Source organism: Geodermatophilus sp. URMC 60 (genome assembly GCF_053502585.1).
The window spans coordinates 321,479-335,057 of the sequence record NZ_CP199958.1; the positions used below are offsets into that span (position 1 = coordinate 321,479).

Genomic DNA, 13,579 nt, shown 5'->3' on the forward strand with positions numbered 1-13,579 from the left:
GACAGTGGAGGTCGTCGTGCCGGGACTGCTCTTCCGCGGCCGCCGCGCGCGCTCGGCGGACGTGCCGGACGAGGAGACGCGGGCGCACGTCGCAGGCGCCGCCTCGGCCGCGGCTGCCGAGGTCGAGCCGGCGCCGGCCGCCGTCCCGGACCTGACCGCGGCAGCGTTCTTCGACGTCGACAACACGATGATGGTCGGCGCGTCGATCTTCTGGTTCGCCCGCGGCCTGGCCGCCCGCAAGTACCTCACCACCCGCGACATGTCGCGCTTCGTGTGGCAGCAGGCGAAGTTCCGGATCGCCGGCAACGAGAGCGCCGACGACATGCACACCATCCGCGAGAGCGCGCTGGCCTTCGTGGCCGGGCGGCCGGTCGCCGAGATCGTGCAGGCCGGCGAGGAGATCTACGACGAGCTCATGTCCGACCGCATCTGGGCCGGCACGCGGGTGCTCGCCCAGCAGCACCTCGACGCCGGCCAGCGGGTCTGGCTGGTGACGGCGACGCCGGTGGAGCTGGCCGGCATCATCGCCCACCGGCTCGGGCTCACCGGTGCGCTCGGCACCGTCGCGGAGGTCGTGGACGGGCACTACACCGGCCGGCTGGTCGGTGAGCTGATGCACGGCGAGGCCAAGGCCGAGGCGGTCCGGGCGCTGGCCGAGCGGGAGGGGCTGGACCTCTCGCGGTGCACCGCCTACAGCGACAGCTCCAACGACCTGCCGATGCTCACGCTCACCGGCCGGGCGGTCGCGGTCAACCCCGACACCGAGCTGCGCGCCGTGGCTCGCTCCCGCGGCTGGGAGATCAAGGACTTCCGCACCGGCCGCAAGGCCGCCAAGACCGTCGTGCCGACCGTGGCGGCCGCCGCCCTGTCCGGTGGGCTGGTCGGCGGCGCGCTCGCCCTGCGCCGCCGCAAGCTCAGCTGAAGACGGACTTGCGCTGCAGCAGCAGCTGGTAGATCGACTGCTGGATGGTCTCGCGCACCTGGTCGGTGAGGTTGAAGACCAGCATCGGGTCCTCGGCGGCGGCCGGACCGTAGGAGGCCGTCTCGATCGGCTCGCCGAAGGCGATCAGCCACTTCGACGGCAGCGGCACCAGCCCCAGCGGACCGAGCGCCGGGAAGGTCGGCGTCACCGGGAAGTAGGGCAGGCCGAGCAACCGGGCGACGGTCTTGGCATTGCCGATCATCGGGTAGGTCTCCTCGGCCCCGACGATCGCGCACGGGATGATCGGCGCCCCGGTGCGCAGTGCGGCCGTGACGAAACCCCCGCGGCCGAAGCGCTGCAGGGTGTACCGCTCGCGGAACGGCTTGCCGATCCCCTTGAACCCCTCGGGGAACACGCCGACCAGCTCGCCGCCGGTGAGCAGCCGTTCGGCGTCCTCGTTGCAGGCCAACGTGGAGCCGAGCTTGCGCGACAGCGAGCCGATGAACGGCAGGTCGAAGACCAGGTCGGCGCCGAGCAGCCGCAGGCGCCGCCGGGCCGGGTGGTCGTCGTGCAACGCGACCGTGGCCATCATCGCGTCGAGCGGCACCGTTCCCGAGTGGTTGGCCACGACCAGCCCACCGCCGACGTCGGGCACGTTCTGCACGCCGTGGGTCTCCACCCGGAACCAGCGCGAGAACAGTGGCCGCAGCAGCGGGAGCAGCACGTGGTCGGTGAGGTCGGAGTCGAAGCCGAACTCGTCGGTGTCGTAGTCGCCGGTGACCCGACGGCGGAGGAACTCCAGGCCGCCGGCGACCTGCTCCTCCCACGAGGCGGACGACGGCGGCGGGACCCGCGGCTCGTCGTCGTCGGGCCGCAGCCGGATGACCCGGGCCTCAGGCATCGCGCACCGCCCGCAGACCGGGGGACGGCGGCGTCGGGCGCAACCGCTCCCCCACCGTGCCGACCGTGGCGCCGACGCGGGCCACGAGGTCCTGCGCCCGGCCGGTGACACCGGCGACCAGCTCCGGCGGGATGACCGGCGCGACGGTGCTCGCGTAGTCGGCCAGCGCCTGTTCGGTGGTGTAGCGGGGCGTGTAGCCGAATTCCTCGCGCAACACGGTGGTGTCCACGACCCGGCCGAAGTTGAGGAAGCGCATCTGTTCCGGGGAGTAGTCGACGTAGCCGAACCGGCGGGTGAACCGGCCCAGCGAGCCCAGGGCGGGCGAGGGCAGCGGCACCTGCAGCCGGCCCAGCCGGCGGATGACCTGCGACAGCAGCAACGTGCCCTCTCCGCCGACGTTGACCGTGCCGGTGAAGTCCCCGGTGGTGGCCCGTGTCAGCACGGCGAGGGCGTCGTCCTCGTGCAGCAGCTGCACTCGGGCGTCGTACCCCAGGGCCGTGGGGACCAGCGGCATGCGCAGGAAGGAGGTGAGCACCGAGTCGATGCGCGGGCCGATGAAGTTCGTGAAGCGCAGTGCGGCCACACCGACGTCGGGGCGGCGCCGCGCGAAGGACCGGACGTAGCCCTCGATGTCGAGGCTGTCCCGGGCGAAGCCCCCGGAGGGCACCCGGCGGGCCTGCATCGCCTCGGTGAAGACCGCGGGGTCGCGCGAGGAGGCGCCGTAGACGGCGCTGCTCGACTTGAGGACGAACCGGCGGACCGACGCCGCTTTCTGGCAGGCGGCCAGCAGCTGCATCGTCCCGATGACGTTGAGCTCCTTCATCGGCCCCCGCCCGCCGGAGCCGGCAGGCGTGGAGCTGATGTTCATGTGCACGACCGTGTCGACCGAGGCCGTCGCGATGACCTTGCCGATCAACGGGTTGCGGATGTCGGCCCGCACGAACTCGGTGCGACCCAGCCGGCGGAGCATCTCCGGCGACGGGGGGACGGTGTCCACCCCGATGACGCGTTCGATGGCGCGGTCGCGAGCGAGCTCGGCCGCCAGCGCACCCCCGAGCCACCGGCTGACACCGGTGACCAGGACCACCGCGGGCGGCACGAGCGTCAGCTCACTTCTTGTTGCGGCGCTGGACGCGGGTCTTCTTCAGCAGCTTGCGGTGCTTCTTCTTCGCCATCCGCTTGCGGCGCTTCTTGATGACCGAACCCATGTGCGTGCTCCCGACGTCGTCGCGGCGCGGCGGCCACCGTCGACCGAGAGGTCGCACCGGGCGCCGCGCGAGGTGATCAGCTCGTGTGCGACGACCAGGACCGGAACCGGTCCCGGTGTCGCTCGGCGTCCGAGCGTACCCGGCGGTCCCGCGGCGACGCTGCCGCGTGGACCTGCCGGCGATCCGGCCCCACCCGAGGGGGTGGGGTGGTGCGGTGGTGCGGTGGTGCGGCACCACGTGGGGACGGGTGCAGGCCGGTGGCATCTGCGAGGAGCAGCGGCAACGCCTCCCTGCAGGGTCCCGCCACGGCCCCGTCCCGGGCACCGCCCCGAGCTGGCGGGGGCCTTGCGCGGAGGGAGCAGGGGCCCTCTCAGGCGATGCCGTGGGTGCGACTCCGTGCGCTGCCCAGCGCCTCGCTCGCCCCTCGCTGCGGTGCTCGCAGCGCTGTCGTCACGCGATGTCGGTGTAGGCGTCGCGCAGGTAGTCCTGCACGGCGCGCTCCGGGACGCGGAACGAGCGGCCGACGCGGACGGCGGAGAGCTCACCGGCGTGCACGAGGCGGTACACGGTCATCTTGGAGACACGCATCATGCTGGCGACCTCGGCGACCGTCAGGAAGGTGACGGCGGCGCGGGGGGCCGGGACCGGCGGGCGGCCGACGGGCATGGCGGCCGGGTGCTGCGGCGGGACGGGGCGGGCCATGGTGGCGGCCTGGATGGGCCGGCCGACGGGGCGCGGGCCGGGGACGCCCGGACGGGCGTAGGCGGCGGGAACGGTGCGCTGGGGCATGGTCATCTCTTCATCTCCGGACCTAGCACGCGCCGGGCGTCGGCTTCCCCACCGACTACGGATCCCGCATGTGCTGACACAGAGAGTAGGGGGACATGCGTGACAGAAGCGATGGAAGAAACGGACAGGGGGAACGGTCCGTCCTGGGCAGAACTACACCTATGTAGCCACGTCGACATGTGCCCGGGCGCGTCGTAGGCGACACGTGGCGAAGCGATCACGCATTGTCGATACGTCGATGCTCCGTCGCGGTACGGTCACCGGTCGCGCGTGGCCCGCCCCAGCTCGACCGAGCGCGCATGGGCCGCCTCGATGGCCGCGATCAGCGCCGCGCGCACGCCGTGCCGCTCCAGCTCCCGGATCGCGGCGATCGTCGTCCCGCCCGGGCTGGTGACCGCCTCGCGCAGCTGCACCGGGTGCTCGCCGGAGTCGCGCAGCATCACCGCCGAGCCCAGTGCGGTCTGCACGATGAGGTCCGCGGCGAGGTCGCGCGGCAGGCCGAGCAGGATGCCTGCGTCGATCATCGCCTCGACCAGGTAGAAGAAGTAGGCGGGCCCACTGCCCGACAGGGCGGTCACGGCGTCCTGCTGGGCCTCCGGCACCCGACGCACCCGCCCGACGGCGGCCAGCAGCGCCTCGGCCTCGTCCAGGTGCCCCTCGTCGGCGTGCGCCCCGGCCGACAGCACGCTCATCCCCTCGTCCACCAGCGCCGGGGTGTTGGGCATGACCCGCACGACGGGGACGCCGTCGGGCAGTGCCGCCTCGATGGTCGACGTCGGGACGCCGGCGGCGACCGACACCACGAGGTGCCCGTCGTCCACGCTGCCCGCCAGCAGGCCGAGCAGCGTGCCGATGTCCTGCGGCTTGACCGCGAGCAGCAGCACCCGGGCACGGGCGACCGCCTCGGCCAACTCCAGCACCGGGACGCCGTACCGGTCCGACAGCTGGGCGGCGCGCTCGGGGCTGCGTTCGCAGACGACGATCCCGCCGGACCCGCTGCGGCGGACCAGACCGGAGAGCAGCGCCTCCCCGATCTTCCCGCCGCCGATGATCGCCAGGCCGGAGCGGCCGGCCTCCCCCGCGCTCACGACCGGCCCGCCGGACGGCGGAGGACGGGGGTAGCCGGACCACCGGAGCGCAGGACCACCCGCACCCGGTACCCACCGGCGACCAGCCGGCGCTGCTGCTCGCTGCGGACCTGCCACGGCATGACGTACTCCCAGCTGTCGGGTGCTCGTTCGTTCCAGGCGGCACGCTCGCCGGCGATGGCGACCAGCCGCGGGTCGGAGGTGCCGACGCCAGGGTGCCCGGCCCCGCTCATCAGCACGTTGAGACAGCGCACGAAGGCCAGGTCGGCAGCCGCGCCGCGCCGGCCGGGGAGGGTCAGCCGCACCCGGCCCCCGGCCAGCGCACGGCAGCGCTCCTCGGCGCGGGCGTCGGCCGCACGGACGACCACCGTGACCGGCCCGACCTCCGCCGCGAGGTCGTCCACCGCGGCCGGGGCGCCGGCCAGCGCGACGGCCAGCTCGGCGCCGATGGCGGCACGCGCCACGCCGGCCGCTGCGGCGCCCAGCCGGTCGACGGGGACGGTGAGTTCGCAGGCGCCCGCCAGCCCGGCGCCGGCCACCCGGGAGACGAGGTCGTGCAGCTCGGCGGAGGCGTTCGCGGCAGGGGTGTGCTCCAGGGCGACCGCACAGCCCGCCGCGGTGGCGTCCGCGGCGGCGCGGACCGGGTCGTAGACCCGTGAGCCGGTCCCCGAGAGGACGTCGAGCAGGCGGCGCACCGGGGCTGTGATCTGCGCACGCACGGGGCCGAACCTAGTGCTCGGGGCGTGTGTCCCCGCCGGGGGCCGGGTAGCCGCCGCCGCATGGCTGATGAGCTGAACGGGATGAAGGTGGCCGTCCTCGCGACCGACGGCGTGGAGCAGGTCGAGCTCGACCGGCCGTGGCAGGCGCTCGAGGAGGCCGGCGCCCAGCCGGAGCTGGTGTCGCTCGAGGCCGGCGAGATCACCGCCTACGAGCACATCGACAAGGGCGACACCAAGAAGGTGGACGCGGTGGTCAGCTCGGCCGACCCCGACGAGTACGGCGCGCTGGTGCTGCCCGGCGGCGTCATCAACGGCGACTTCGTCCGCGCCGACGCGGACGCCGTGGCCTTCGTGAAGGCCTTCTTCGACGCGGGCAAGCCGGTGGCGGCCATCTGCCACGCCCCGTGGGTGCTGGTGGAGGCCGACGTCGTCCGCGGGCGGCGGATGACCTCGTGGCCCTCGCTGCAGACCGACCTGCGCAACGCCGGCGCGACGTGGGTGGACGAGGAGGTCGTGGTCGACGGCAACCTGGTCACCAGCCGCAGGCCCGACGACCTCGACGCGTTCGACGCCGCGATCGTGGAGCGGTTCGCCGCCGCGGACCAGGACGTCGACGCCGAGGACGCCGACTGAGGACGGCGGCCCCGTCCCGCGCGCGGTGGCGTACTGGGGCCACCCTCCAGGTGGGGAGGACCCCGTCGTCCTCACCGCCCGCAGGCTCGGGGTGAGCCTCGGGACGGGGCCCGGCGGGAGCCGGGAGGGGGGTCGAGCGTGGGGGAGGGTGGTCCTCACCCGGTGGAGAGCAGGCCGGCTGCGGGCGCGATGGTGAGCACGGTGCCGGCGAAGACCAGGACCGCCACCAGCCGCACGCCGACGGGCTCGCGGTCCTGGCGCTGCCGCACCGCGCTGACGCCACCGACCAGCCCCGCCACGGCGACCGGCGCCAGCAGCACGGCCACGTAGGGCAGCTGCTGCCACAGCACGGTGAACAGGAAGTAGATGCCGACGCCGGCGGCCAGCGCGAGCACCAGCTCGCCGCCGAAGCGCAGCCAGGCCAGCGCGCCCTCGCGGGGCCCGAGGCCCTCGTCCTCCAGCAGCGGCGGGTCGTCGGTCCGGACGACGGGGATCGGGCCGGTCCGCGGTCCGGAGTCCGCGCTCGTCGTCCGCGCCCGTACCGCTCCCTCGCGCCCAGCCCCCTCGCGCAGAGCCCCTTCCCGTACCGCTCCCTCGCGCGTCGCCCCGGCGGCGGCCGGGACGCCGGGCTTGCGGGAGGGCCGCAGGCCGGGGATGGCCGCGGTGGAGGGATCGTGCTGCCGGCGTCCACCCGGCCGCTTGGGCACCGGCGGGGTGGTGTCCTCGATGCGGTCCCGGACGCGGTCCCCGGGCCGGATCCCGGCGCGGTCGCTCGAACGCCGGCCGAACTCCGGCCGGTCGGCCACGCGTCCGGTGTCCCCCGAGCCGCGCTGGCGGACGCCGGTGTCCTCCAGCTCCTCCCCGCGGCGGCGTCGGCCGCGGGTCGGCGACTCGACGCCGGCCTCGCGGAGGATGTCGGCCAGCGGCCGGCCGCCGGTCTCCGGGTCGCGGCGCCCCTCGCCGCGGCTGCCGGGAGGAGTGCTCATCTGTCGTCCTCCAACGAGTCCAGTCGCCGGAGGATGACGCCCTCCCGCAGCGCCCACGGGCAGATCCGCACGGACGGTACGTCCAGCGCCCGCATCGCGGCCCGCGCCACGACGGCGCCGCCGGGGATCTGGTGGGCGCGGTCGGGCGAGACGCCCTGCAGCTCGGCCAGCGCCGAGGACTCGATGCGCGCGACGAACCCCAGCAGCTGCACCAGCCCCTCCTGGCTCAGCTCGCGCGGCGCGCGCAGGCCCGCGGAGTAGGGCGCCGCGCCGGTCAGCCGGGCCAGGGTCCGGAACGTCTTGGAGGTCGCCGTCACGAGGTCCGGTGGGCCGCCGGCCAGCAGCTTCTTCGCCGCCGGCTTGAGCAGGTCCGCGGCGTACTCGTCGAGCTCGGCGAGAGCACGCAGGTCCGGGCGTCCGCCGGTGCGCGCCTCGGGCAGGAAGCGCCGGGTCATCCGGCCGGCACCCAGCGGGAGGGACAGCGCGACGTCGGGGTCCTCGTCCAGGCCGCTGGCCAGCTCCAGCGACCCGCCACCGATGTCGAGCACGAGCAGCCGGCCGGCGCTCCACCCGAACCACCGGCGGACGGCGAGGAAGGTCAGCCGCGCCTCGTCCTCACCGCTGGTCACGTGCAGCTGCACACCGGTCCGCTGCCGGACCCGCTCCAGCACCTCCATCCCGTTGCGGGCCTCGCGGATGGCGGAGGTGACCAGCGCCAGCACCTCGTCGCAGCCCTGCTTCTCGGCCTGCTCGCACGCCTTGCGCACCGCCCTGAGCAACGCCTTCTCGCCGTCCTTGGACAGCAGGTCGTCGTCGCCGACGTGCTCGGCGAGGCGCAGCAGCCAGCGGTCGTCGTGCTGCGGGGTCGGGTGTCCGCCGCGATGGGCGTCCACCACGAGCAGGTGCACGGTGTTCGAGCCGACGTCAAGCACCCCGAGCCTCATGCGGTCAGTCTGCATGGCCCCCTCCAGAGGCTCGCGCCGGAGGCGTGAGGGGGAGGGGGTCCCTTCTCTACGCTGGGCGGGTGCACGACGTCCCGCCCGAGGTGCCGCTCGACTTCGCCCGGGAGTGGGTCGAGTTCCCCGACCCGGCCGATCCGCAGCACGTCGTCCGCGCCGACCTGACCTGGCTGTCGTCGGCCTGGACGTGCGTCTTCGGCCGCGGGTGCGCCGGCGTCGTCGAGGGCCGTCCCGACGACGGCTGCTGCAGCCACGGCGCCTTCTTCACCGACGAGGACGACCTGGCCCGGGTGACCGCCGCCGCCGCCGACCTCACCGACGAGGACTGGCAGCTCGCGCCGGTCGGCCGCGGCGGCTGGACCGAGGAGGACTCGGCCGAGGAGGGGCAGGCCCCCGACGAGGGTGGCGTGCGCTCGCTGCGCACCCGGCTGGTCGACGGCGCCTGCGTCTTCCTCAACCGGCCCGGCTTCCCCGGCGGCACCGGCTGCGCGCTGCACCGCATGGCGCTGCGCGAGGGGCTGCACCCGCTGCTGACCAAGCCCGACGTGTGCTGGCAGCTGCCGGTGCGCCGCGAGCAGGAGGAGGTCGAGCGCCCCGACGGCAGCAGGGTCCTGGTGTCGAGCATCGGCGAGTTCGACCGTCGCGGTTGGGGTCCCGGCGGGCACGACCTGCACTGGTGGTGCAGCGGCTCACCGGCGGCGCACGTCTCCGCCGAGCCCCTGGTGGTCACCTACGCCGGCGAGCTCACGGCCCTCCTCGGGACGCCGGCCTACGAGGAGCTGCGCCGGCTGACCGAGGAGCGGCTGGACCGCGGTCTGGTCGCCCCCCACCCGGCCAGCCCGCCGCCCGTTCCGGTGACGCTGCACCGCCGCCGTCCCTGAGAACTCCCCCGACCGAGGGTCGGACGACATCGGCCGGTCACGTCGCGCCACTACTCTTCCGGCGACGCGACCGACGAGCGGACGGCTGGGACTGTGACCGAGGAGCACGCGACGGCGGGCCCTCCCCCGGTCGGGGGCCGGACCGACAACGCCTTCCTCGCGCTCGTCCGCATCCCGGTGTTCCGCCGGCTGTGGGCGGCGATCACCGTCTCCAGCCTCGGCGACTGGCTGGGCCTGCTGGCCACCACGGCGATGGCCCAGCAGCTCACCCGTGACGAGTCCCTGGCGGTGCAGGGCGCCGCGATCTCCGGCGTCATCCTCACCCGGCTGCTGCCCGACCTGGTGCTCGGCCCGCTGGCCGGGGCCCTGGCCGACCGGCTGGACCGGCGGACGACGGTGGTCGTCGGCGAGCTGCTGGCGCTCACGCTGTACCTGTCGATCGCGGTCACCTACGAGCTGACCTGGCTCTACGTCGCCCAGTTCCTCGTCGAGGCGGTCGGGTTGTTCACCAACCCGGCCAAGCAGGCGATGTGGGTGTCGATCGTTCCCCGCGAGCGGCTCGCCGTCGCCAACCAGGTCTCGCTGTTCTCCGTGTACGGCGCGGTCCCCGTCGCCGCCCTGCTGTTCGCCCTGCTGTCGACGATCAGCCGGCTGATCGGCGAGGGCGACGGGAGCGAGGCGCGGACGGCGATCGTCGTCGCCCTGGTCTTCAACGCCGGCAGCTTCGGCGTCAGCGCGACCACCGTGCTGTTCTCCCGCCGGCTCATCCCGGGCACGCCGGTCGACCGGGACGGCGAGCAGCGCAACGTGTTCTCCCTGGTCGTGGAGGGCGTGGCGTTCCTGCGCGGGCAGCCGTTCATGCGAGCCCTCTACGTCGGCGTGATCGGCGCGTTCGGCGCCGGCGGGCTCACCGTCGGCGTCGCCCAGCTGTACGTGGCCACGCTGCAGGCCGGTGCCGCCGGGTACTCGGTCGTGTTCGGCGTGGTCTTCACCGGCCTGGCCATCGGCATGCTGGCCGGGCCGCGCATCTTCCCCACCGTGCCGCGGCGCAGCGTCTTCACCCACGCCATCGGGCTGGCCGGCGTCGCGCTGCTGGTGATGTCGGTGCTGCGGGACTTCGTGCTGGCCACCGCCGCGGCGTTCTGCGTGGGCCTGTTCGCCGGCGTCAGCTGGATCATCGGCTACACGTTGATCGGCTACGAGGTGGAGGACCGGCTGCGCGGCCGCGTCTTCGCCTTCGTGATCTCCTCGGTGCGCATCGTGCTGCTGCTGGCGGTGGCGGTCGGCCCCGGGCTGGCCGGGTTGCTGGGTACCCACGACATCCGCCTGGGCGACCTGGTGCTCACCCTCACCGGCCCCGGCCTGACGCTGCTGGTCGGCGGCGTGCTGGCCCTGGTGGTCAGCGCGTACGCCACCCGCCAGGTGGTGCCGGCCCGCTCGCGCACCCGCGTGCGCGACGTGCTGCGGCTGCTGTGGGGCCGCTCGGACCTGTTCTCGGCGTCCTCCCACGGAGTCGGGCTCTTCGTCGTCGTCGAGGGGGCCGACCGCGAGCTCACCCGGCGCTACACCGCGGACCTGGCGCAGGTGCTGCGCGACTGCGGCTGCCCGGTCGAGGTCACCGCCGAGCCCAGCGACACCCGGCTGGGCCGGCAGGTGCGCGGTCTGCTCTTCCCGGCCCCGTCCGGCTCGGGCACCGGCTCCACGCGGCCGGACCCGGCCGTCGACGACACCGGCCGCCCGGTCACGGCGCACACCGCCGCGCTGCTGGCCGCCGCCGACCGCGCCCAGCACGTCGCGACGGTGATCCGCCCCGCCCTCGAGCGCAACCGGGTGGTGGTCAACACCCACTACGTGGACACCTCGGTCGCCTTCCACGGCGCCGGCCAGGGCCTCGACGGCGACCGCATCTTCCGGACGTCGCTGTGGGCCACCGGGGGGTTGCTCCCCGACCTGACCGTCGTCGTCGACTCCCCTGTCACCTCCGCGCCCGCGGACGCGGACGCAGAGGCGGTGCGCCGCGCCTTCGTCGCCCTGGCCGAGGCGGCTCCCGACCGCTACGTCGTCGTCCCGGGGGAGCTGCTGGACACCGGTGGCACGGACGGGCTGGTCTCCCCCGTCGTCCGCCGGCGGCTGGCCACCCTGGTGGCGACGCGCTACCCGACCGCGGAGAGCGCGCCGGTCCCGGCCGAGCCGGCGACGCCGGGCGCGGCCTCCACCGCTGCCGCGGAACGGGCCGGTCGCTCCGTACGCTGACCCGGTGACAGAGCTCGCACGCTGGACGGCCGAGGACACCGAGGACGTCGTCTGCTGCCTGTGCCGGGTGCCCGGCACGCTGGTGCACGACGTCGCCCCGTTCGGGGTGGTCCGCTGCCCGCAGTGCGAGCTGGTGTTCATCAGTCCCCGGCTGCGCCCGGAGGCGCTGCAGCGGCTCTACGACGACGTGGGCTACTTCGAGGGTGGCGTCTACGGCTCCGCCGTCTCGAGCGGGGCGGCCGACTCCGACGGCGCGCCCTCGGCCGAGGGACGCTGGTCGCCGGCGATGCTGCTGCAGCGCACCTGGACGGCGGGCCGGCTCGCCCTGGTCGACCGCGAGCGGGGCGGCGGCGCGGCGGCGGGCGGACGGCTGCTCGAGGTCGGCGCCGGCTACGGCCTGTTCCTCGCCGCGGCGCGGGAGGCCGGCTGGACGACGTCCGGCGTCGAGCTCTCCCGCACCGGCGCCAAGCACGCGCAGGACACCCTGGGGCTCGACGTGTTCTGCGGCCAGCTGGAGGACGCGCCGCTGGATCCCGGCTTCGACGTCGTCTGCGCCTGGGACACCGTCGAGCACGTGCCCGACCCGCTGTCCTTCTGGCGGTCGGTGCGCTCGCTGGTCGCCGACGACGGCGTCGTCGTGTTCTCGACGCCGTACGTCTCGTCGCTCCCCGCGCGGCTGCTGGGCACCCGCTGGTGGACGCTCAAGCCGACCGAGCACATCTGGCACTTCACGCCGCGCACCCACGCCCTGCTGCTGGCGCGGGCCGGGCTGGCGCTCACCCGGGTGGTGCGCAGCCCGCTGGCCCCGGCCAACGCCGGTCGGCTGGACTCGCTGGTCGGCGTCGCCCGCCCGATCCCCGGCGCCTGAGGGGACCACGCCCGCGGCGGGATCGGCGATCTCGCACGGATCCCGGCCTCGAAGCCGGCGAGATCGCCGATCTCGCCGGAGTTCAGGCAGCCCGGTCGTCGTCCGCCGCGGCGAATGCGGCCCGGAACGTCTGCCGGTAGGCCCGCGGGGACACCCCGCGCCGGCGGGCGAACTGCTCCCGGAAGCCGGCTGCGGTGCCGAAGCCGACCAGTCGGGCGATCTCCTCGACCGGCGCGTCGGTCTCCTCCAGCAGCGCCTCGGCGGCCGCGAGCCGGCGGCCCAGCAGCCAGGCGTGCGGGGTCGTGCCGGTCGTCGCCTTGAACCGGCGGGCGAAGCTGCGTGGGCTCATGAGCGCGCGCCGGGCGAGCGCCTCGACGCTGACGTCGTCGGCGAGGTGGTTCTGCGCCCACTCGAGGACCGCGCCGAGCAGGTCGTCCTGGCACTCGGCGACGGGGGCGTCGATGAACTGCGCCTGCCCGCCGTCGCGGTGCGGCGGCACCACCATCTCGCGCGCCAGCGCGTTGGCGGCCGCGGCGCCCCACTCGCGGCGCACGAGGTGCAGCAGGGTGTCGACGCCGGCCGCCGTCCCGGCGCCGGTGAGGATCCGGCCGTTGTCGACGTAGAGCACCGACGGGTCCACCTCGATGGCCGGGAAGCGGGCAGCGAGCTCCCCGGCCCACTTCCAGTGGGTGGTCACCCGCTTGCCGTCGAGCAACCCGGCCTCGGCGAGCACGAAGGCCCCCGTGCAGTGGCTGACGATCGTGGCGCCGCGCGCGTACGCCGCCCGGATGGCGTCGAGCAGCACCGGCGAGGGCACACGGTCGAACAGCTCCCACGCCGTGATCGAGATGATGTCGGAGCAGGCCAGCCGCTCCAGGCCGTGCTCCACCGTGATGGGGATGCCGGTGTCGGTGCGCAGCACGCCGGGCGCCTCGCTGACCAGCGCGAAGTCGAACCGTGGCAGCCCCATGTGCCGGCGGTCGTAGCCGAAGACCTCGGCACAGACGCCGAGCCCGAAACTGCCGACGAGACCGTCGGCGACGAGGACGCTCACCACGAGGGGACGGTCGGCTGTCATGCCGGACATCATGGCAGGAAAAATGCGATAGCGGTCACTTCTGCCACTCGTGCAGCCGGTGGGCCAGGAGCACGCTCATCGTGTGTTGCTGATCACCTGCCCCGTGACGAGGACCGACGAGCTGGTCGCCGACCGGCGCATCCGCTCGGTGGTCAACCACCCGACCCACATCGCCCTGCACGTCGACTGCCCCTGCGGCCGCGTGCACGTGTACCGCACTGGCCGCCGGTGGGAGGCCGCTCGCCGTGCGGCCGCGGCTCGACCTGCGCCGGAGCTCACCCCGGCCTAGGATCG

15 protein-coding genes are annotated in these 13,579 nt (G+C 74.6%); 6 read left to right on the forward strand and 9 right to left on the reverse strand.

Translation table 11 applies throughout. The features are described 5' to 3' along the window. Nucleotides 1–4 precede the first annotated feature (4 nt). Nucleotides 5–922: an HAD family hydrolase gene (locus ACWIX3_RS01555; RefSeq protein ID WP_448610327.1), complete on the forward strand. Its 918-nt coding sequence runs from the start codon at nt 5–7 to the stop codon at nt 920–922. Here ACWIX3_RS01555 and ACWIX3_RS01560 read toward each other — a convergent pair. The 6 genes from ACWIX3_RS01560 to ACWIX3_RS01585 form a co-directional block, all read right to left on the reverse strand. Continuing rightward, nucleotides 915–1,823 (reverse strand): lysophospholipid acyltransferase family protein, encoded by a 909-nt coding sequence (locus tag ACWIX3_RS01560; RefSeq protein ID WP_448610328.1) that lies wholly within the window; start codon nt 1,821–1,823, stop codon nt 915–917. The genes ACWIX3_RS01555 and ACWIX3_RS01560 overlap by 8 nt on opposite strands. Beyond that, nucleotides 1,816–2,922 carry an NAD-dependent epimerase/dehydratase family protein gene (locus ACWIX3_RS01565; protein ID WP_448610329.1) on the reverse strand — a complete coding sequence of 369 codons (1,107 nt, stop codon included), beginning with the start codon at nt 2,920–2,922 and terminating at the stop codon, nt 1,816–1,818. Before ACWIX3_RS01565 ends, ACWIX3_RS01560 begins: the two co-directional genes overlap by 8 nt. A gap of 10 nt (nt 2,923–2,932) precedes the next feature. Continuing rightward, the gene (locus ACWIX3_RS01570; RefSeq protein ID WP_012854759.1) at nt 2,933–3,031 is read right to left on the reverse strand and encodes a 30S ribosomal protein bS22; all 99 of its coding nucleotides are present in this window, start codon (nt 3,029–3,031) and stop codon (nt 2,933–2,935) included. Between the two features lie 450 nt (nt 3,032–3,481). Continuing rightward, nucleotides 3,482–3,826, reverse strand: coding sequence for an excisionase family DNA-binding protein (locus tag ACWIX3_RS01575; protein ID WP_448610330.1), 345 nt, complete (start codon nt 3,824–3,826; stop codon nt 3,482–3,484). Between the two features lie 251 nt (nt 3,827–4,077). Further along, nucleotides 4,078–4,908, reverse strand: a complete 831-nt coding sequence (gene proC, locus ACWIX3_RS01580; RefSeq protein ID WP_448610331.1) for a pyrroline-5-carboxylate reductase — start codon at nt 4,906–4,908, stop codon at nt 4,078–4,080. Beyond that, nucleotides 4,905–5,627, reverse strand: a complete 723-nt coding sequence (locus ACWIX3_RS01585) for a hypothetical protein (protein ID WP_448610332.1) — start codon at nt 5,625–5,627, stop codon at nt 4,905–4,907. The genes proC and ACWIX3_RS01585 overlap by 4 nt, the downstream gene beginning before the upstream one ends. Before the next feature lie 60 nt (nt 5,628–5,687). Here ACWIX3_RS01585 and ACWIX3_RS01590 point away from each other — a divergent pair, with 60 nt between their 5' ends. After that, a complete protein-coding gene (locus ACWIX3_RS01590) occupies nt 5,688–6,260 on the forward strand; it encodes a type 1 glutamine amidotransferase domain-containing protein (protein WP_448610333.1) in 573 nt (190 codons plus the stop codon). 155 nt (nt 6,261–6,415) lie between these two features. On the opposite strand, the gene ACWIX3_RS01595 is transcribed toward ACWIX3_RS01590, so the two are convergent. After that, a complete protein-coding gene (locus ACWIX3_RS01595) occupies nt 6,416–7,246 on the reverse strand; it encodes a hypothetical protein (RefSeq protein ID WP_448610334.1) in 831 nt (276 codons plus the stop codon). Continuing rightward, nucleotides 7,243–8,205, reverse strand: coding sequence for a Ppx/GppA phosphatase family protein (locus ACWIX3_RS01600; protein WP_448610335.1), 963 nt, complete (start codon nt 8,203–8,205; stop codon nt 7,243–7,245). The genes ACWIX3_RS01595 and ACWIX3_RS01600 overlap by 4 nt, the downstream gene beginning before the upstream one ends. A gap of 65 nt (nt 8,206–8,270) precedes the next feature. On the opposite strand from ACWIX3_RS01600, the gene ACWIX3_RS01605 reads away from it, so the two are divergent. The 3 genes from ACWIX3_RS01605 (at nt 8,271) to ACWIX3_RS01615 (ending at nt 12,207) form a co-directional block, all read left to right on the forward strand. Beyond that, nucleotides 8,271–9,086: a hypothetical protein gene (locus tag ACWIX3_RS01605; RefSeq protein WP_448610336.1), complete on the forward strand. Its 816-nt coding sequence runs from the start codon at nt 8,271–8,273 to the stop codon at nt 9,084–9,086. 93 nt (nt 9,087–9,179) lie between these two features. Next, a complete protein-coding gene (locus tag ACWIX3_RS01610) occupies nt 9,180–11,339 on the forward strand; it encodes a bifunctional MFS transporter/dTMP kinase (RefSeq protein WP_448610337.1) in 2,160 nt (719 codons plus the stop codon). Nucleotides 11,340–11,343: 4 nt separating this feature from the next. Next, nucleotides 11,344–12,207 carry a class I SAM-dependent methyltransferase gene (locus ACWIX3_RS01615; protein ID WP_448610338.1) on the forward strand — a complete coding sequence of 288 codons (864 nt, stop codon included), beginning with the start codon at nt 11,344–11,346 and terminating at the stop codon, nt 12,205–12,207. Nucleotides 12,208–12,289: 82 nt separating this feature from the next. Here ACWIX3_RS01615 and ACWIX3_RS01620 read toward each other — a convergent pair whose 3' ends face one another. Next, nucleotides 12,290–13,285 (reverse strand): helix-turn-helix domain-containing protein, encoded by a 996-nt coding sequence (locus tag ACWIX3_RS01620; RefSeq protein WP_448610339.1) that lies wholly within the window; start codon nt 13,283–13,285, stop codon nt 12,290–12,292. A 103-nt stretch (nt 13,286–13,388) separates the two neighbouring features. On the opposite strand from ACWIX3_RS01620, the gene ACWIX3_RS01625 reads away from it, so the two are divergent. After that, nucleotides 13,389–13,574: a hypothetical protein gene (locus ACWIX3_RS01625; RefSeq protein WP_448610340.1), complete on the forward strand. Its 186-nt coding sequence runs from the start codon at nt 13,389–13,391 to the stop codon at nt 13,572–13,574. Nucleotides 13,575–13,579: the final 5 nt, after the last annotated feature.

Excerpts from the sequence above, each read along its gene's own strand:
- ACWIX3_RS01560 (WP_448610328.1), bottom strand. The coding sequence starts at position 1,823 with ATGCCTGAGGCCCGGGTCATCCGGCTGCGGCCCGACGACGACGAGCCG.
- ACWIX3_RS01570 (WP_012854759.1), bottom strand. The coding sequence starts at position 3,031 with ATGGGTTCGGTCATCAAGAAGCGCCGCAAGCGGATGGCGAAGAAGAAG.
- ACWIX3_RS01575 (WP_448610330.1), bottom strand. The coding sequence starts at position 3,826 with ATGACCATGCCCCAGCGCACCGTTCCCGCCGCCTACGCCCGTCCGGGC.
- ACWIX3_RS01590 (WP_448610333.1), top strand. The coding sequence starts at position 5,688 with ATGGCTGATGAGCTGAACGGGATGAAGGTGGCCGTCCTCGCGACCGAC.
- ACWIX3_RS01595 (WP_448610334.1), bottom strand. The coding sequence starts at position 7,246 with ATGAGCACTCCTCCCGGCAGCCGCGGCGAGGGGCGCCGCGACCCGGAG.
- ACWIX3_RS01600 (WP_448610335.1), bottom strand. The coding sequence starts at position 8,205 with ATGCAGACTGACCGCATGAGGCTCGGGGTGCTTGACGTCGGCTCGAAC.
- ACWIX3_RS01620 (WP_448610339.1), bottom strand. The coding sequence starts at position 13,285 with ATGACAGCCGACCGTCCCCTCGTGGTGAGCGTCCTCGTCGCCGACGGT.